This is a genomic window from Streptomyces sp. NPDC058198 (genome assembly GCF_042882605.1).
Taxonomy (GTDB): domain Bacteria; phylum Actinomycetota; class Actinomycetes; order Streptomycetales; family Streptomycetaceae; genus Streptomyces.
The window spans coordinates 73,335-92,190 of the sequence record NZ_JBHVVP010000002.1 but is presented as its reverse complement, the minus strand read 5'-3'; the positions used below and the strand labels follow the sequence as shown (position 1 = coordinate 92,190).

The window sequence follows — 18,856 nt, the reverse complement described above, 5'->3', positions numbered from 1 at the left end:
CCCGTTCCAGGTCCTGCCCGACCGGACCGGACCGCACAGGAGCAGGACAGGACCTAGTTCGTTCCGATCTTCGCGAGCAGATCCACGATCCGGTCCTGCACCTCGGCGCTGGTGGAGCGCTCCGCGAGGAACAGCACGGTCTCGCCGGAAGCGAGCCGCGGCAGGTCCGCCTGGTTGATGCCGGTCGAGGTGTAGATGACCAGCGGGGTCCGGTTCAACTGGCCGTTCGCCCGCAGCCAGTCGATGATCCCCGCGCGCCTGCGACGTACCTGCATCAGGTCCATGACGACCAGGTTGGGCCGCATCTGGGTGGCGAGGGTGACCGCTTCGTTGTCGGTCGCCGCCCGTGCGACCTGCATCCCGCGCCGCTCCAGTGCCTCCGTCAGGGCGAGCGCGATCTCCTCGTGCTCCTCGATCAGCAGCACGCGCGACGGATGCTGCTCGCTGTCGCGCGGTGCCAGGGCCTTGAACAGTACGGCCGGGTCGGCGCCGTACGCCGCCTCCCGCGTCGCCTGGCCCAGACCCGCCGTCACCATGACGGGAACCTCGGCGGCGACCGCGGCCTGGCGCAGCGACTGGAGTGCGGTACGGGTGATCGGTCCGGTCAGCGGGTCGACGAAGAGCGCCGCGGGGAACGCGGCGATCTGGGCGTCGACCTCCTCGCGGGAGTGCACGACCACCGGGCGGTAACCGCGGTCGCTCAGCGCCTGCTGGGTGGAGACATCCGGCGCGGGCCAGACCAGCAGCCGGCGCGGGTTGTCGAGCGGCTCCGGGGGGAGTTCGTCGTCCACGGGCCGTGGCTGGGGGCGGTTCGCGACCTCGACCGCACCGCCGGGGCCGTCCAGCGGCTGGGGGCCCTCGGCGCCCTCGTCGGGGGCCCCTATCGCGTACGACCGTCCCTCGGAGTGGGCGGAGGGCAGTCGCGAGCCGCCTTGGGAGGAGCCGGACTGGCCCTGGGGGTGACCTTGGGCGTGACCTTGGGCCTGCGGGTGCGGCCTGGCGTCCGACTCGGGGTGGTCGTCGCCGTCGGGCGGCGTGCCCAGCTTGCGGCGCCGGCCCGAGCCGAGGGACTGCGGCTGGTTCTGCTGCTGGGTGAGGTGCTGGGCGAAGGGCACGCCCTGGCCGAGCGTGCGCACGCTGAAGGCCCGCCCTTGAGTGGAGTCGGGCGAGACCGGCGTCTCTTGTGGCAGGGGCTGCGCGGGCGGGAGCGGTTGATGGGCGCCGCGCCGCGGAAGCGGTGCGGGGGACTCCGTCGGCGCGGGCGATGCGGCCGGCACACCGCCGCCGTCGCCCGTCGCGGCGCCGCCGCCCATGGTGCCGTCCGTTTCGGGGGCGGAGTGGGTGGTGCCCGCGCCGCGTTCACCGCGTCCGCCATGGCTGGTGCCGCCCCCCGCGTCGGGGTCGTCGGGCCAGCCGGGCGGGCCCGTCATCACGCCGAAGCCCGAAGTGGTGGGCATCGCCGGTCCGTTGGAAGCCGGTCCCGCGCTCTGGCCGGGCATGCCCTGGCCAGGAGTCGCCCAGCCGTTCGGGTCGGCGGACATGGAGCCGGTGCCGTGCGTGACGGGCCGCTCGTCCACCTCGTCTCCGGCGTTACCGGGCGGTGCGGCGAGACCGGGGCCGGGAGTGCCGTTCCCGGGCCACTCGAGCGGCGCCGCCGTGTCCCTGCGCGCGCGGCGCCCGGCCGGCAGGGGGTGTGCCTGCGGCGGGGTGTGGTCGGCGTCAGGTTCCGAACGTACGGCGTCATGGCGGGCCGGCAGCGAAGCGTCGGGCGCGGTTGGCCTGGCAGGCCCGGTGGGCATGCGGGTGGGGACCGGCGCGGGTGCGTGCGGGGCCGAGGGCGGGGTGCGGTCGGCCGCGGCGGGCGGGAGGGCGAACGGGCTACGGACCCCCTCCGCCTGGGCCGGTGCGGTGTGCCGTTCCTGCGCGGGGGCGAGCGCCCGGCGGGCCCGGCGCCCGGCGGGCTGAGCCGACGCCGCCGAGGCGGCGCCCGCGGGAAGTGACTGCGCGGGCGGCATCGGAGCCGGAGGCTGCATCTGCGCCGGCGCCGCGGGCCCGGGAGCCGTACCCGGTGCCGGTGCCTGGCGCGCTGTCTGACCTGGTGCCTGACGTGCCACCTGACCTGGTGCCTGACGTGCCACCTGGCCGGGCGCCTGGTGTGCGGCCTGGCCCGGAGCGTGGCTGGTCGGAGCGGAAGGCGCGGTCGGCCCGGCGGGGAGTGCCGGAAGCGCCCGCTGCTCGCTGTGTCGCGCCCGGCGGCCTGTCCCCGCGGCCTCCACGGGCACACCCTGCGGCGGTACGGCCGCGCCGAGCGCCGCGCGCCCGTTCGGATGAGCCCCTTCGGCGGCCGTCACGATCGACCCTTCGGAGGGCGCGGCGGACGGCAGCGCGACGGCGGACCCGGGATGCGTCCCCGCTGCCGTGGCGTCCTCCACCGGGCTCGGCCGCCCGCGCCGACGGCCGGTGCCACCGCCCCCGCCGGAGTCCTGCGCCGGAATCAGAGCCTGCTGACCGTCCGTACGACCGCCCTGTCCGGCAGCCCCGGCGCCGGTATCGGTCCCGGTCGCGGGCCCTGCGCCGGTCGCCGCGCCGGTTCCGGTCTCGTCGTTCTCGGGTCCGGCCGCACGCGCCCTGCGCCGTCCTGTCGGCTCCCCGGGGTCCTCCGCCGGGCCTTCCAGGAACGCGTCCGTGGACGCCCGCCGCGCGCGCCGCCTGCCACCGCCCGAGGTCCCAGGACCTTGCTGCTGCGCGGGCAGTACCGGCTGGGCGGGCGCCGACGGCTCGGCGGGAGCCTTCACTGTCCCCGCGCCCTCGCCCAGCGGCAGCTCCAGCACATACGCGCTGCCGCTCATGCCCGGCACCTCATGCGTCTGCAGCACACCGCCATGGGCCCGGACGATCCCGCGGACGATCGGCTCGTGCACCGGATCGCCGCCGGCGAACGGGCCGCGCACCTCGATCCGTACGACATCGCCGCGCTGCGCCGCGGCCACCACGATCGTCGAGTCGACGTAGCCGCCGCCCGGTACCAGCCGGGTCCGGCCCGTCGAGTCGACCCCGGCCACATCGGCGACCAGATGCGCGAGCGCCGTTGCCAGCCGCGCCCCGTCCACCTCGGCCTCGATCGGCGGCGCGTGCACCGCGAACTGGGCCCTGCCGGGTCCGATCAGCTCGATCGCGCCCTCGACCCCCGCAGCCACGACTCCGTCGAGCAGCACATTCGCCTTGATCAGCTGTTCGGCGCCGACATCGAGTCGCTGGTAGCCGAGGACGTTGTCCACGAGCGTCGTCATCCGCGCGTACCCGGCGGCCAGGTGGTGCAGGATCTGGTTCGCCTCGGGCCACAACTGGCCGGCGGGGTCGGCGGCGAGCGTGGTCAGTTCGCCGCGCAGCTCCTCCAGCGGTCCGCGCAGCGATTCGCCGAGCACGGCGGTCAGCTGGGAGTGGCGCGCGGCCGTGTCCCCGTACCGCTCCGTCAGCTCCTCGATCTCGGCCGCGTACCGGTCACTGCGGTCCGCGAGCTCCGCCGCGTGCCGTTCTGTCGCTTCGGCCAGCGCGGTGGTGAGCCGGTCCGTCGTCTCTGTCAGCTCCGCCGTGAGCCGGTCCGTCGTCTCCGTCAGCTTCGCCGTGTGCCGCTCTGTCCGCTCGGCCAGCTCGGCGGCGTGCCGCTCCTTGGCCTGCGTCAGCTCGGTGGTGTGCTGCTCGGTGAGTTCGTCGTACGGCCGCCGGTCGGTGAAGGTCATCACGGCGCCGACGAGCTGGTCGCCGTCCCGTACCGGCGCGGTCGTCAGATCGACCGGCACCTGCTTGCCGTTCTTCGCCCACAGCACCTGCCCGCGCACCCGGTGCTTGCGGCCGGACCTGAGCGTGTCCGCCAGCGGGGAGTCCTCGTACGGGAACGGCTCGCCGTCCGCGCGCGAGTGCAGGATCAGCGGGTGCAGCTCATGGCCGCCCAGGTCGCTGGCACGGAAGCCCAGGATCTGCGCGGCGGCGGGGTTGACGAGGACGACCCGGCCGTCGGTGTCCGTACCGACGACGCCCTCCGACGCGGCCCGCAGGATCATCTCGGTCTGCCGTTGCGAGCGGGCCAGCTCGGCCTCGGTGTCCATCGTCCCGGACAGATCCCGCACGACGAGCATCAGCAGCTCGTCGCCGGTGTAGCTGTGCGAGTCGTTGTACGCGTCCCGGCCGTCCTCCAGGCTCGCGCTGGTCACCTCGGCCGGGAACTCACCGCCGTCCGTGCGCCGCGCGACCATCCGCGTCGGCTTGGTCCTGCCGCGCTCGTCGGCGGCTTCCGGGCGGCGCATCGAACCGGGGATCAGCTTGGAGTCGAACTCGGGCAGCAGATCGAGCAGCCCACGACCGACCAGCGCGGTGCCGGGGGTCTCGAACATTTCCAGCGCGATGGTGTTGGCGTTGACGACCGTGCCGTTGGCGTTGACGAGCACCAAGCCGTCGGGGAGTGCGTCGAGTATCGCCGCGAGGCGAGCAGCGCCTCGGGATGGCCTGCTGCTCACGATCGACGCTTCCTCCCTGACCTACTGCACCTTGCGGACGGCCTCCCCCATCTTGCCCTTCGGGTCTCGGCCTGTCACTGAAGGGAGTCTAAAGGCTGAGGCGACGGACGCGACGGCGGATGAGGTGGAGCCCTCACCGAGGTTGTGTGCGAATGGTCCCCGCCGGGGGCGCGCCACCGGCCCGCCATGCCCCTTTATAGCCGACTTGTGCCCGGCCCGTGGTCGGCCTGCGACCCGCCGGCGCCCGGGCTGCGACCCGCCCGGGGCCCGGTCGATACCCGGGTTCACCACTACCTGGCGCTGGGCAGTACCGGCTCCAGTGTCCGCCAGCGGGCGATCTCGCAGCCGTTCTTCCGGTTGAAGGCGGCGTCGACGCTCCGGCCCCGCCAGGTGCCGGTGATGCGCGCGGTGGCGCCTCCGCCGTACTGCATGGTGCACATCTCGCCCCTGGGCACCGGTGCGAACGGGTCCTGGCCGCCGCCGGCCAGCTCCGCCAGCCGGTCGCACGCGGCCCGCGCCTCCGGATGCGTCCCGCCGGCCGGCCCGCACTTCAGTTGGTACGTCCCGTCGGCGTTCCTGATTCCGGTGTCCGCGACGGCGACGGTGAACTCATCGCCCGGCGCCTCCCCCAGCAGGGGCAGCGGCAGCGGCGCGAGCCGGCTGAACGGGACGGCCGCGGCGGACGTGTCGCCGACGGCCGCGGGCGCGACGGCACCCAGCGTGGCGGCGGACGCGGCGAGGGAGGCGGCGACGGTGAAGACGAGGCGGCGCAGCATGGAAGCTCCTGACGGGTTACGGATCCGGGGCGGCGCCCCGGCATCTCTAACGCGCGTCAAGCCCCGGCGTTGCGCACCGAAGATGCTTTGCTCTGCGCCCCACCTGCCTAGTACCGTGAGAAGCGATTGGTGACAGCGCACTCAGCTGTGTCATCATCTGCACGCACCGTTCGCGCCCGCGCGGATGTGCTGGAGGCGTCGCCTAGTCCGGTCTATGGCGCCGCACTGCTAATGCGGTTTGGGTCTTAAAGCCCATCGAGGGTTCAAATCCCTCCGCCTCCGCGTGTTGATCACCGAAGCCCCGGCCCAACGGCCGGGGCTTCGGCCGTTGCAGCGCCGATTCCGGGCCGGATCCGCATCGCTTCTGGGGGCGTCTTCGCAGCTCAGGCGTGGTGCGAGGAATGGATTTCACCTGGCGCCGCAGGTCATGTAATGTTGTTCTCGCAACGCCGACCGGGACAAAAAAGCCCGGAACGCCAAGCACTCGTAGCTTAACGGATAGAGCATCTGACTACGGATCAGAAGGTTGCAGGTTCGAATCCTGCCGAGTGCACAGCAGGCCAGAGGCCCTGTCGAGTAATCGACAGGGCCTCTGGTTTTTTCCCTTGACGGCAGTGCTTGACGGCAACCGCCCCGCAGCGGGGATCAGATGGCCACCGGCACCCCGCCCGAGCCCTCGCCATCGTCCCGCCCGCCAACTCCCGAGGATTCTGATGCTGAGGCGAACCCTCCCGATCGCCGTCATGGCACTCGTGCTGCTGACTGGCGCGTGCACCTCGGACAACGACGGCGAGGATGCCGCGGCGGACGACGCGGCCGCCGAACAGGCCACGTGCGGAGAACTCCTCGGTGACGCGGGTGTGAAGTGGCTGGAGAGCCGAGCAGGCGGGGCCGGATCGGTTCGCATGATGAGCCACCACGGCCTTGAAAAGGCGCGCTCGATGCTCAGCGGCCAGATCAAGAACTGGGAGCCGGGCAGGAAGGGGATTCCGTTCTACGCGGAGTCCGATGTCTGCAGGGTGACGGCGGCTGCCGACGGCCCCGGAAGCGAACTCGCCCTCGAGTACCGTCCCTCCATCCTCCCCTTCGACGCTCCCATCACCGGTTCCACAGACAGTGAGCTGACCGAAACGCCGGTGAACTCCGACGTGCGGCTGCTGCGTCGAGTCGCCGACGGCGACGACGTCCAGTACGTCGTTTTCGTCACCTGCAAGCTGCCGGGTACACCGGCGCAACAGGAGAACTCCGTGCCGATCGAGGGACGGATGACGGACACGCTCACCGGCGATACCGGCATCCGCACCCGCTTCACCCACCTGCTGCACTCCGCCCAGGTGATGACCGCCGAACTCGACTGCCAGAACAAGCCCGTCATCCCGGCCGAGCCGCCGGCGTCGGTGAAGTAGCCCCCGCTCTATGAAGAAGGTCAACGCCGACGGGACGCTGGGCCGGGCCAAGGGGATCACGTCGGTCACCCGGGCGCCCGCCCCCGGCCGGTTTGTGGGGTGGGGAGCGTGCTTCGGTTCGCCTCTGTCGGGCGTGGGTGCCATCGTGCCAGGGGGCGATGTGGGACGGACCTGGGGAACGGCGGAGTGGATGGGCTGGCAGTGCGGGGGGCTCAGGTGGGCGGACGGGGTGCCCGTGCTGGTGTGGCGGAAGGGCGGGGGCCGGCGGGAGAGTGCCTTGGCCTACGGGCGTGACCTGGGGTTTCGTGCCCTCGGGGCGCGGAGCTGTGCCGGGGCTCGGGGGAATGTGTGTCCTGTCGGGGCGCTGGTCGCCGGGCGCAGTACCGGAGGGCAGTGCCCCGAGTGCGCGCGGCTGGACCGGGCGCATTCTGTGGCCGCCGACACCGTCGCCGATGATCCGCGGACGTATCGCGTCTACCTGGCGTGGTTCGGGCCCGGGATGGTGAAGGTGGGGATCACCGCCGAGGAGCGCGGGCCCGCGCGGCTGCTGGAGCAGGGGGCTGTGACGTTCAGCTGGCTCGGGCGTGGGTCATTGATGGCCGCGCGGCGGACCGAGGAGCTGCTGCGGACGGCGCTCGGGGTGCCGGACCGTATTCCGTACGCGCGGAAGCGGGCCGTACGGTCCGCCCTGCCGGGCCCGGTGGAACGGGCGGCCGAGATCGAGCGGATGCACGCGCGGGCGGTCGCGCTGAACGGGTGGCCGCAGTCGCTGGAGCGGCTGGAGTTCGCGGCGGCCGATCATGTGGGGGCATTCGGTCTGGACGGGGTGGCGCCGGTCACGGGCGTGGTGGGTGAGCTGGTCGACGGCGGGTGCGTCGCGGGGCGGCTGGTCGCGGCCGCCGGGCCCGATCTGCATCTCGCCACGGCCGACGGCGGGCTCGTCGTCCTCGACACCCGGCTCATGAGCGGGTGGGAGCTGGCGGCGGAGACCGGGGCCGCGGTCACCGTGCCGGTGAAGGGTGTACGCAACGGGGTAGTGCAGGACGGGCTCTTCTGAACCCGCCGACATCGGTGGACACGCGATCGGTGGACACGGCATCGGTATCGGTCGGAGGGTGGGGCATATGAACGATCACGACATCGAGGCCGTACGCCGGTTCCGGGAGCGGATCGGGCTGCCCGGACTCGTCGACGTACACACGCACTTCATGCCGGAACGCGTCCTCAAGAAGGTGTGGGCCTATTTCGATGCCGCCGGGCCGCTCATAGGAAGAGAGTGGCCCATCTCCTACCGGCACGAGGAGGACGAACGCGTCGCCCTGCTGCGCGCGTTCGGCGTGCGGGCGTACACCTCGATGCTCTACCCCCACAAACCGGGCATGGCCGACTGGCTGAACGGCTGGGCCGCCGGGTTCGCCGCGCGCACGCCGGACTGTCTGCGGACCGCCACGCTCTTCCCGGAAGAGGGTGTCGAGACCTACGTGCGGGAGGCCGTCGAAAGCGGCGCGCGGATCTTCAAGTCGCATCTTCAGGTGGGGGCGTACGACCCGAACGACGAGCGGCTCGACCGGGTGTGGGGTCTGCTCGCCGAGGCCGGCGTTCCGGTGGTGATGCACTGCGGCTCGGGGCCCGCGCCCGGCAAGCACACCGGGCCCGAGCCGGTCGGACGGCTGTTGGCCCGGCATCCCCGGCTGCGGCTGGTCGTCGCGCATCTCGGCATGCCGGAGTACCGGGACTTCCTCGGTCTCGCGGAGCGGTACGGGGAGGTCAGGCTCGACACGACCATGGCGTTCACGGACTTCAGTGAGGGCTTCGCGCCGTTTCCGGCGGAGGCGCGGGGGCGGCTGGCGGACCTCGGAGACCGGATTCTGCTCGGGACGGACTTCCCCAACATCCCGTATCCGTACGTCCATCAGCTGGAGGCACTGGAGCGGCTCGGGCTGGGTGACGACTGGCTGCGGGCGGTCTGTTACGGGAACGGGGCCCGGCTTTTCGGCCTTGAGAAGCCCGATGGGCCCAGTGGCCCCAATGGCCGCAGCGGTCCCAGCGTCGGGGTCAGTTCCTAGGGGTTTCTCAGCGGATTCACAGGAAGCGGCAAGAGCGCTTTAAGAGGCCGTCCCCAGGGTGGCCACCATGACCATCACCTCGCCCCGGGGGCGTACCGAAATGCTCAGGCCGGACGGGAGCCCCGTCCGTGTGCTCGTCGTCGACGACGAGACCTCGCTCACCGAGCTGCTGTCCATGGCCCTGCGGTACGAGGGCTGGGAGGTGCGCAGCGCCGGTGACGGCTCCGGCGCGATGCGTTCGGCGCGGGACTTCCGGCCCGACGCGGTGGTGCTGGATGTGATGCTGCCCGACATGGACGGGCTGGCGGTGCTCGGCCGGCTGCGGCGCGAGCTGCCGCAGGTGCCCGTGCTCTTCCTCACCGCGAGGGACGCGGTGGAGGACCGGATCGCCGGACTGACCGCGGGCGGCGACGACTATGTCACCAAGCCGTTCAGCCTGGAGGAGGTCGTGGCGCGGCTGCGCGGGCTGATCCGGCGGTCCGGCGCCGCGGCCGCGCGCAGTGAATCGATGCTGGTCGTGGGGGATCTGACGCTCGACGAGGACAGCCATGACGTCACCCGCGCCGGGCAGTCCATCCATCTGACGGCGACCGAGTTCGAGCTGCTGCGTTATCTGATGCGCAATCCGCGTCGGGTGCTGAGCAAGGCGCAGATCCTCGACCGGGTGTGGTCGTACGACTTCGGCGGCCAGGCCAATGTCGTCGAGCTGTATATCTCCTATCTGCGGCGGAAGATCGACGCGGGACGTCCGCCGATGATCCACACCCGGCGCGGGGCGGGATATCTGATCAAGCCCGGTGAGCCGGGCGACGCACCACGATGAGCGGGGCGGCGCGACGGCGCTGGTCGCTGCGGACGCGGCTCGTGGTGTCGGCGGTCGCGCTGATCGCGGTGGTCGCCGCGGTGATCGGGGCGGTCACGACGATCGCGTTCCGCTCGTATCTCTACGACCAGCTGGACACGCAGGTACAGGCCATAGCGGGACGGGCCGCGGGGCCGCCGGCCGGCCGCGACGGTGACCTCGACGGCGACCTCGACGGCAGAGTCAGCGGCGGGCCGCCCGGCGGCCTGCCCGGGGGCAAGGACCCGCTGAAGATCGTCACGGGCGGCGGGGCGCCCGTGGGGACCGTCGGAGCGGTGGTGGGGGACCGCGGCGACATCGGTAGGGCCCTGGTCAGCGCCTTGCCGGAGGCCGACGACTCCGAGACGCCGATCGTGGGAGAGCCGCTCGGCGAGGCGCAGACCGCCGCACTCGCGACGGTCCCGCGTGACGGCGCCCCGCATACCGTCGCGCTGCCGGGCCACGGCGACTACCGCGTCAAGTACGTCAGCGGCGGCAACGGAGACTTCCTTGTCGGCGTACCGCTCACCGAGGTGCAGAACACCCTCAACACCCTGGTGGTGGTGGAAGTCTGCGTCACCGTCGCCGGGCTGATCGCCGCCGGCCTCGCGGGCGGCGCGGTCGTCGGGGTCGCGCTGCGGCCGCTCAGGCGTGTCGCCACGACCGCCACCCGGGTCTCCGAACTGCCGCTGCACAGCGGTGAGGTGGCCCCGCTCGTACGGGTACCGGCGGCGGAGGCGGACCCCCGCACCGAGGTCGGGCAGGTCGGCGCCGCGCTCAACCGCATGCTGGGGCATGTCGGTTCCGCGCTCGCCGCCCGGCAGGAGAGCGAGATGCGGGTACGGCGGTTCGTCGCCGACGCCGGCCATGAACTGCGGACGCCGCTGGCCTCGATCCGGGGGTACGCCGAGCTCACCCGGCGCGGCCCCGAGGAGACCGGTCCTGACACCCGGCACGCGCTCGGGCGGATCGAGTCCGAGGCGGAACGGATGACCGGTCTGGTGGAGGATCTGCTGTTACTGGCGAGACTCGACGCCGGACGTCCGCTCTCGTACGAGAGCACTGATCTCTCGCCGCTTGTCGTGGACGCGGTGAGCGATGCCCGTGCGGCCGGGCAGGGTCACCACTGGCGTCTTGAACTGCCGGAGCCGGACGAACCCGCCGCCGCCGTGCTCGGTGACCCGTCCCGCCTCCACCAGGTGCTCGTCAATCTGCTCGGCAACGCCCGTACGCACACCCCGCCCGGCACGACCGTCACCGCGCGCGTCCGCGGAAGCTGCGCCGAATCCCCCGGTGGCAGACCCCCGGGCGGCAGGCCCTTCGTGCTCCTGGAGGTGCAGGACGACGGTCCCGGGATTCCGCCCGCGCTGCTCCCGCATGTCTTCGAACGCTTCGCGCGCGGTGACGCGTCACGCTCGCGCGCGGCCGGATCCACCGGGCTCGGCCTCGCGATCGTCCAGGCGGTCGTCACCGCGCACGGCGGGACCGTGGGCGTACGGAGCGTGCCCGGCAGGACCGTCTTCGCCGTACGTCTCCCGGTCGCGCCCGCGCGCCCGCACCCGCCGGAGTCCGGTCGCGACTCACAGACAGGGCACAGCCTCACCACACGGCCGTGACAGCGCCCCTGGCGAGTGTCGATTCATGCGAACCGACACCCCATGGGGCGCCCTCCCGGCCCGGGAGCATCTCCCGGTCGAGGTGACCGACGCCCCCGTGCTCGATGTGACGATCCCCGTCTACAACGAGGAGCAGGACCTCGAACCGTGTGTGCGGCGCCTGCACAGTCATCTCGCCCGCACCTTCCCGTACAGCTTCCGCATCACCATCGCCGACAACGCGAGCACCGACCGCACCCCCGAGGTGGCGGCCCGGCTGGATGCCGAGATACCCGAGGTACGGGCGTACCGCCTGGAGCAGAAGGGCCGCGGCCGGGCTCTCCGGACCGTGTGGACGCATTCGGACGCGCCTGTCCTCGCCTATATGGACGTGGACCTGTCCACCGACCTCAACGCACTGCTGCCGCTGGTCGCACCGCTGATCTCGGGGCACTCCGACCTGGCCATCGGGTCACGGCTGGCCCGCTCGTCGCGCGTCGTGCGTGGCCCCAAGCGCGAGTTCATCTCGCGGGCGTACAACCTCATCCTCAAGTCCTCTCTCTCCGCCCGCTTCAGTGATGCGCAGTGTGGTTTCAAAGCCATCCGGCGTGAGGTCGCCGAGCGGCTGCTGCCGATGGTCGAAGACACCGGGTGGTTCTTCGACACCGAGATGCTGGTGCTCGCCGAACGCGCCGGACTGCGGATCCACGAGGTGCCGGTGGACTGGGTCGACGACCCCGACAGCCGGGTGCATATCGTCAGCACGGCGGTCGAGGATCTGAAGGGCGTCTGGCGGGTGGGGCGGGCACTGGCGGTGGGCGCGCTGCCTCTGGACCGGCTTGCGAGGCCTTTCGGGGATGACCCGAGGGACCGCCGGATCGGTGGGGTGCCGGGCGGACTGGCCCGGCAACTGGTCGGCTTCTGTGTCGTGGGCGCCCTGTCCACGCTCTTCTATCTTCTGCTCTACTCCCTCTTCCGCGCCATGGTGGGTCCACAACTCGCCAACGCGGCCGCCCTGCTGGTGTCCGCGGTCGCCAACACCGCTGCCAACCGGAGACTCACCTTCGGGGTACGCGGCCGGGAGCGCGCCGTACGCCATCAGGCCCAGGGCCTGGTCGTGTTCGCCATCGGACTGGCCCTGACCAGCGGTTCGCTGGCCGCGCTGGACGCCGCCTCCGGCGCCCCCTCCCACTCCACGGAACTCGCCGTGCTGATCTCCGCCAACCTCGCGGCGACCGTACTGCGCTTCCTGCTGCTGCGCGCGTGGGTCTTCCCGGACCGGCGCACGGACGACCCCGCCCCGCTCGACGCAGACCTGCTCGACCCCGCAACTCACGGCCCCGCCCCGCTTGCCCCCGCAACTGACGCCCCCGACGCTCTCGACCCGAGGAACGCTCGATGACCACGACCCTTCACCCCGACGGACCCCCGCGGGCGGTGGACGGCCATCACCGCCGCCGTGCCGCACCCTCCGCCCGTTTCTGGCGGGGCAGGGCCGAGGACGCGCGCTGGGTACGCCCGGCCTTCCTCGCCCTCCTCCTGGCCGCCGCCCTGCTCCAGCTCTGGAACCTGAGCGCCTCCGGCTACGCCAACTCCTTCTATTCCGCCGCCGTCCAGGCCGGCAGCGAGAGCTGGAAGGCCTTCTTCTTCGGCTCCTCCGACGCCGCGAACTCCATCACCGTCGACAAGCCCCCTGCCGCGCTCTGGCCGATGGCCCTGTCCGTACGGCTCTTCGGGCTCGGTTCCTGGCAGATCCTGGCGCCCGAGGCGTTGATGGGGGTCGGGACGGTGGCGGTGCTGTACGCCGCCGTACGCCGCCGCTTCAGCGCCTCCGCCGGGCTGATCGCGGGCGTGGTGCTGGCTCTGACGCCCGTCGCCGCGCTGATGTTCCGCTTCAACAACCCGGACGCGCTGCTCGCGCTGCTGATGACCGTCACCGTCTACTGCGTGCTGCGCGCGCTGGAGGGCGCGCGGACGAAGTGGCTGCTCTGGGCGGGCGTCGCGGTCGGCTTCGCCTTTCTGACGAAGACGCTGCAGGCGTTCCTGATCCTGCCGCCGCTGGCCGTGGTGTACGCGGTGTGCGCGCCCACGTCCGTACGGCGCAGGCTCGGCCAGCTCGGCCTGGCCGGGCTGGCCGTGGTGGCCTCCGGCGGCTGGTGGGTCGCGATCGTGGAGCTGTGGCCCGCGTCCTCACGGCCGTACATCGGCGGCTCGCAGAACAACTCCTTCCTGGAGCTGACCTTCGGCTACAACGGCCTCGGCCGGATCAACGGCGAGGAAACCGGCAGCGTCGGCGGAGGCGGTGGTGGCGGCCGGGGCGGTGGCCGCTGGGGCGAGAACGGTCTCGGCCGGATGTTCAACGAGAGCGTCGGCGGCCAGATCTCCTGGCTGCTGCCCGCCGCTCTGCTCCTGTTGATCGCCGGACTGCTCGTGACCCGGCGGAGCGCGCGTACGGACACGGCGCGCTCGGCATTCCTGGTGTGGGGCGGCTCGCTGCTGATGACCCTCGGGGTCTTCAGCTTCATGGCCGGGATCTTCCACGAGTACTACACGGTGGCGCTCGCGCCGTATATCGCCGCCCTGGTCGGGATGGGTGTCACGGTGCTGTGGGAGGAGCGCGCCGGGCTGCCGGCCTCGGTGGCGCTGGGGGTGACGGCCGCGGTGACGGCGGGCTGGGCGTACGTTCTGCTCGGCCGGACCCCGGACTATCTGCCGTGGCTGCGCTGGGCGGTACTGATCGGTGGTCTGGTGGCCGCTGCCGGGCTGCTCGGCGCGGGACGGCTCGGGCGGCGGCTCGCCCTTGGGGCGGCAGGTCTCGGAGTGGCAGCCTCGCTGGCCGGGCCGCTCGCGTACACGCTGTCCACGGTCGGCACCGCGCACACGGGGTCGATCGTCACGGCGGGCCCGGCCTCGATGCGGGGCGGCCCGGGAGGCGGCGGCTTCGGTGGTGGTGGCCCCGGTGGTGGCGGCGACGGAGGAATGCGGCCGCCCGGACAGCAGGGAACAGGCCGGGGGCCGGGTCAGGGCCAAGGCCAAGGCCAAGGCCAAGGCCAAGGCCAAGGCCAGGGACAGGCTCAGGGCCAGCCGCCCCGGCAGAACGGCGGGCTTCCGGGCGGCGGGCTGCCCGGCGGCGGCACCCTGCCCGAACGCCCCGGCGGTGGCGGCGGCGGAGGAGGCGGCATGGGCGGCCTCCTCAACGGCCAGAACGTCAGCTCCCAGGTCGAGGCCACCCTGAAGAAGGACGCCTCCGACTACACCTGGGTCGCCGCGGCCATCGGCTCTCAGAACGCCGCCAGCTATCAGCTCGCCACCGAGAAGCCGGTCATGGCGATCGGCGGCTTCAACGGCAGTGACCCGTCCCCGACCCTCGCGCAGTTCAAGCAGTACGTCGCCGACGGCAAGATCCACTACTTCCTCGCGAGCGGCGGTGGCGGTGGCGGCGGCGGGGGCGGCGGGGGTGAAGGCGGCAACGGCGGCGGCCCCGGCGGTGGTAATTCCGGCATCACCGCCTGGGTGGAGGCCACCTTCAAGCAGGTCACCGTGGACGGCGCGACCCTCTACGACCTGACCCGGAGCAATTAACTATACGGCGTACAAGACTCCCTTGTACGGTGTACGGCATCGAGTCCCGTACACCGTACAAGGGAGTCCCCGATGACGGCCACGGCCGCCGAGAACCACACCGCCCCCGCACGTCACCCGCAGCGCTGGCTGATCCTCGGCGTCATCTGCCTCGCCCAGCTCACCGTGCTGCTCGACAACACCGTCCTCAGCGTCGCGATCCCCTCCCTCACCCGGGAACTGCACGCGTCCACCGCCGACATTCAGTGGATGATCAACGCCTACTCCCTGGTCCAGTCGGGCCTGCTGCTCACCGCGGGCAACGCCGCCGACCGCTACGGCCGCAAGAAGCTGCTGACCGCGGGCCTCGCGCTGTTCGGTATCGGCTCACTCGCCGCCGGACTCGCCCAGTCCAGCGCCCAGTTGATCGCCGCACGCGCCGGAATGGGGATCGGCGGCGCCCTGCTGATGACCACCACCCTGGCCGTCGTCGTGCAGACGTTCGACGACTCCGAGCGCGTCAAGGCGATCGGCATCTGGTCGACCGTCAGCTCTCTCGGCTTCGCGGCCGGTCCGCTGGTCGGCGGAGTCATGCTCGACCACTTCTGGTGGGGGGCGATCTTCCTGATCAATATCCCGGTCGCGGTGATCGGGCTGGTCGCGGTCCTGGCGCTCGTACCGGAGTCGAAGAGCAAGGAGGGCGACCGCCCCGACCTGCTCGGCGCGGTGCTCTCCACCATCGGCATGACCGCTGTCGTGTACGCGATCGTCTCCGGCCCCGACCACGGCTGGACCTCGGGTCAGGTCCTGCTCTCCGCCTCCGTCGGGTCGGCTGTCCTCGGCCTCTTCGTGGCCTGGGAGCTGCGCATCCCGTACCCCATGCTGGATATGCACTTCTTCCGCAACCAGCGCTTCATCGGGGCGGTCGCGGGCGCCATCCTGGTCGCCTTCGGCATGAGCGGCTCGCTCTTCCTGCTGACCCAGCATCTTCAGTTCGTCCTCGGCTACGGCCCGTTGGACGCCGGTCTGCGTACGGCTCCGCTCGCGGTCACCGTCATCGTCCTCAACCTGACGGGTGTCGGGGCGCGGCTGCTCCCGAAGCTCGGCACCCCGGGCACCATCGCCGGCGGAATGGCTCTGGTGGCCGCCGGGCTCGCCGCCATCGCGGTACTCGGCGCCGACGGCTACGGCGGGATGCTGCTCGGTCTGATCGTGATGGGCGCGGGTGTCGCCCTCTCCATGCCGGCCATGGCCAACGCCATCATGAGCGCGATCCCGCCGGAGAAGGCGGGCGTGGGCGCGGGCATCAACGGCACGCTCGCCGAATGCGGCAACGGCCTCGGGGTCGCCGTCCTCGGCGCCGTACTGACTGAACTCCCGCTTCGCCGCGCTCGTTCCCGCGGCCGTCGGAGCCGCCTCGCTGCCCGCCGCGCTCGCGGCGGCCGAGGGGGAGGCGGAGCGGCTGCGGATCTCCGACGCGTTCGCCTCGGGTCTGGAGACGAGTCAGCTGGTCGGCGCGGTGGCCGTACTGGTGGGCGGAGTGCCGGCCGCGCTGCTGCTGCGCCGCGCCGAGCGGGCAGACTCTTCCGCAGGGGCGGCATAGCATCGGGACCGGGCGGACTGCCGGGCTCCGGTAGCCGGCCGCACAGTCGTCCGGTGGCCGGAGGGGGTAGGTCACTGGAGTCCGGTCCGCCCGGCCGGAAGGAACCGAGGAGGCTCACCCATGGTGTCGGAAGCCGATCGCGCCAAGCGTCCGACCCGGACCAGCGTATGGCTGGAGGGGAAGCCGGCGGCCCGTGGCCGCAAGAGCGAACGCCCCGAACGCCCCGAACGCTCCGAACGTTCGGACCAGCGGTCCGATCAGGGAGCCGACCAGCCCGCCGGGCTCGACCGCGACCGGATCATCGCGGTCTCGGTGCGGCTGCTCGACGCGGAGGGCCCGGCGAAGTTCTCCATGCGGCGGCTGGCCGCGGAGCTGGGTGTGACGGCGATGTCCCTCTACTGGTACGTCGACACCAAGGACGACCTGCTGGAACTCGCCCTGGATTCTGTCTTCGGCGAGGTCCAGGTCCCGGATCTGACGGACGAGACCGCCGACTGGCGCGACCAGATGCGCGAACTGGCCGCCAGCTACCGGTCGGTGCTGGTCCGTCACCCGTGGGTATCGCCCCTGATCGGCAAGTACCTGAACATCGGGCCGAGTTCGATGGTCTTCTCGGCTGCCGTACAGGCGGTCGTCGGACGTACGGGCCTGGCGCCGCACGGCCAGATGGGCGCGCTCGCCGCGGTCTTCCAGTTCGTGTACGGCTTCGGCACGATCGAGGGCCACTTCGTGCAGCGCTGCGCCGAGGCGGGGCTGACCCAGGACGAGTACTACCGGCAGGCCATGGGGACGATCAATGAACAGCCCCATTTCCAGCGGCTGTTCGAGGGCGCGGGCGAGCTGATGGAGGCGCGCGGCGGCGACACGGTGGAGGAGATGCGCGAACGGGACTTCACGTTCGCGCTCGAACTCCTCATCGCCGGCATCGAGACGATGCGCGCCCGAGGCTAGAACACGCCTCGGAGGCTCCGTAAGCCCTGTCCGGACCTAGTCCTTCGGGGCGAGGTGGGCCGGGAAGCCGCCGGTGGCGAGGGGGCTCCAGCGGGTCGGGGTGATGCGGATGAGGGACTTCCCCTGCCTCACCATCGCCTCGCGGTATTCGTCCCAGTCGGGGTGCTCGCCGGCGATGTTCCGGTAGTACTCCACCAGCGGCTCCACCGACTCCGGGGAGTCGATGACCTCGGCCGTGCCGTCGATCTGCACCCACGGACCGTTCCAGTCGTCCGACAGGACGATCACGCTCACCCGCTCGTCCCGCTTGGCGTTCCGCGTCTTGGCGCGCTCCGGGTAGGTGGAGACGACGATCCGGCCCGAATCGTCGACCCCGCAGGCGAGGGGCGAGCCCTGGGGACGGTCGTCGGAGCGGGTGGTCAGCAGGATCGCCCGGTGCCGGGGGCGTACGAACTCCAGCAGCTCTTCGAGGTCAACGGCGGTATTCGTTGCGATATTCGGGGCCATGGTCCGCAGCCTACGACCTCCGCGCCCGCCCGGCCGCCGGGACGACTCCACATGCGCGCCCGCCTCACGCCACCGGCGCCACCCGGCCGGAGCGACCGTCCCGCGTGAAGAGGACCTGGCGAACAGGGCCTAAGCGACCGGCAGGCCCTCGCCCTGGACCGCCTGGATGTCCAGCTCCACCCGCAGCGTCGTCCCGATCGCCGAGATCCCCGCCTGCACCACCTGGTTGTAGTTCATCGCGAAGTCCTCGCGGCGCAGCTCCGTGGTCGCGCGGAAGGCCGCCCGTACACCTCCCCACGGATCGGGCCCCGTGCCCAGATAGCTCAGCTCCAGATCGACCTCGCGTACGACCCCGTGCAGCGACAGCTGCCCGTGGACCGTCCAGCGGTCCTGACCCGCCGGTGTCAGCCCCGTACTGCGGTACGTGATCTCCGGGAAGCGCTCGACGTCCAGGAAGTCCGGCGACTTGAGGTGCTTGTCCCGCAGCGCGTTGCCGGTGTCGATGCTCGCCGCGCCGATGACCGCGTCGACCCGCGACCGCTCATGGCCCCCGGCGGCCTCGACGATCTCGATCCGTCCGCCGAACTCCTTGAACCGCCCGTGCACACTGGAGATCCCCAGATGCTGGGCCACCGCGCTGACCGAGGAGTGCGCCGGATCCAGGCTCCACACGCCGGGCGGTGGCAGCTCGGCCCCGCCCTGGCGGGCCAGGACCACCGTGCCCACCTCGGCGCGGCCGCTCGCCGTGACCAGCGCGGTGGAGGCGACCGGTGCGTATCCGACGGCCGTCACGATCACGGTGTACGGGCCCGGCGCCAGCGCCATGTCGGCGCGCACCGCCCCGTCCTCGTCGGCCGGCACCCGCAGCACCTGAGCGCCGGTCATATCGGTCATGGTCACGATCGCGTGCTGGACCGCCCAGCCGTCCCTCGTCCGTACCTGTCCGCGAAGTCCCATCCCGTTCTCTCTCCTTGATCTCGTCAAGAACCGGGCCCCGGCCCGGGGGTGGCAGGCCGTCCCTGCCCGCCACCTCCGC

General features: G+C 72.0%; 12 protein-coding genes, 2 tRNA genes and 1 pseudogene. 11 read left to right on the top strand and 4 right to left on the bottom strand.

Annotated elements, in window-relative coordinates:
- Window positions 1-53: 53 nt before the first annotated feature.
- A complete protein-coding gene (locus tag ACFVWW_RS08920; RefSeq protein WP_384178033.1) occupies window positions 54-4,514 on the bottom strand; it encodes a PAS domain-containing protein in 4,461 nt (1,486 codons plus the stop codon).
- Window positions 4,515-4,804: 290 nt separating this feature from the next.
- Window positions 4,805-5,290 (bottom strand): SSI family serine proteinase inhibitor, encoded by a 486-nt coding sequence (locus ACFVWW_RS08915; RefSeq protein ID WP_384178030.1) that lies wholly within the window; start codon window positions 5,288-5,290, stop codon window positions 4,805-4,807.
- 191 nt (window positions 5,291-5,481) lie between these two features.
- Here ACFVWW_RS08915 and ACFVWW_RS08910 point away from each other — a divergent pair.
- From ACFVWW_RS08910 to ACFVWW_RS08860, 11 genes and pseudogenes are all read left to right on the top strand, one after another.
- A tRNA-Ser gene (locus ACFVWW_RS08910) sits at window positions 5,482-5,572 on the top strand.
- Window positions 5,573-5,770: 198 nt separating this feature from the next.
- Window positions 5,771-5,843 (top strand) — tRNA-Arg (locus tag ACFVWW_RS08905).
- Between the two features lie 160 nt (window positions 5,844-6,003).
- On the top strand, window positions 6,004-6,696 hold the full coding sequence (locus tag ACFVWW_RS08900; RefSeq protein WP_386876908.1) for a hypothetical protein: 693 nt from the start codon (window positions 6,004-6,006) through the stop codon (window positions 6,694-6,696).
- A gap of 190 nt (window positions 6,697-6,886) precedes the next feature.
- Window positions 6,887-7,753: a DUF2797 domain-containing protein gene (locus ACFVWW_RS08895; protein ID WP_386877380.1), complete on the top strand. Its 867-nt coding sequence runs from the start codon at window positions 6,887-6,889 to the stop codon at window positions 7,751-7,753.
- A gap of 67 nt (window positions 7,754-7,820) precedes the next feature.
- The gene (locus ACFVWW_RS08890; RefSeq protein ID WP_384178024.1) at window positions 7,821-8,762 is read left to right on the top strand and encodes an amidohydrolase family protein; all 942 of its coding nucleotides are present in this window, start codon (window positions 7,821-7,823) and stop codon (window positions 8,760-8,762) included.
- A 67-nt stretch (window positions 8,763-8,829) separates the two neighbouring features.
- Window positions 8,830-9,585: a response regulator transcription factor gene (locus ACFVWW_RS08885; RefSeq protein WP_384178021.1), complete on the top strand. Its 756-nt coding sequence runs from the start codon at window positions 8,830-8,832 to the stop codon at window positions 9,583-9,585.
- Window positions 9,582-11,219: an ATP-binding protein gene (locus ACFVWW_RS08880; protein ID WP_386876905.1), complete on the top strand. Its 1,638-nt coding sequence runs from the start codon at window positions 9,582-9,584 to the stop codon at window positions 11,217-11,219. The genes ACFVWW_RS08885 and ACFVWW_RS08880 overlap by 4 nt, the downstream gene beginning before the upstream one ends.
- A gap of 25 nt (window positions 11,220-11,244) precedes the next feature.
- Window positions 11,245-12,600 (top strand): glycosyltransferase, encoded by a 1,356-nt coding sequence (locus tag ACFVWW_RS08875; protein WP_386876903.1) that lies wholly within the window; start codon window positions 11,245-11,247, stop codon window positions 12,598-12,600.
- Complete coding sequence (locus ACFVWW_RS08870) at window positions 12,597-14,780, top strand: ArnT family glycosyltransferase (protein ID WP_386876902.1); 2,184 nt, start codon at window positions 12,597-12,599, stop codon at window positions 14,778-14,780. Before ACFVWW_RS08875 ends, ACFVWW_RS08870 begins: the two co-directional genes overlap by 4 nt.
- A 72-nt stretch (window positions 14,781-14,852) precedes the next feature.
- Window positions 14,853-16,362, top strand: a pseudogene (locus ACFVWW_RS08865) (MFS transporter).
- Between the two features lie 120 nt (window positions 16,363-16,482).
- Entirely contained in the window at window positions 16,483-17,313 is an 831-nt protein-coding gene (locus ACFVWW_RS08860; protein ID WP_386876900.1) for a TetR/AcrR family transcriptional regulator, read from the top strand.
- Between the two features lie 36 nt (window positions 17,314-17,349).
- Here ACFVWW_RS08860 and ACFVWW_RS08855 read toward each other — a convergent pair whose 3' ends face one another.
- Complete coding sequence (locus ACFVWW_RS08855) at window positions 17,350-17,820, bottom strand: PPOX class F420-dependent oxidoreductase (protein ID WP_384178003.1); 471 nt, start codon at window positions 17,818-17,820, stop codon at window positions 17,350-17,352.
- A gap of 129 nt (window positions 17,821-17,949) precedes the next feature.
- Window positions 17,950-18,777, bottom strand: coding sequence for a YceI family protein (locus tag ACFVWW_RS08850; RefSeq protein ID WP_384178000.1), 828 nt, complete (start codon window positions 18,775-18,777; stop codon window positions 17,950-17,952).
- Window positions 18,778-18,856 lie beyond the last annotated feature (79 nt).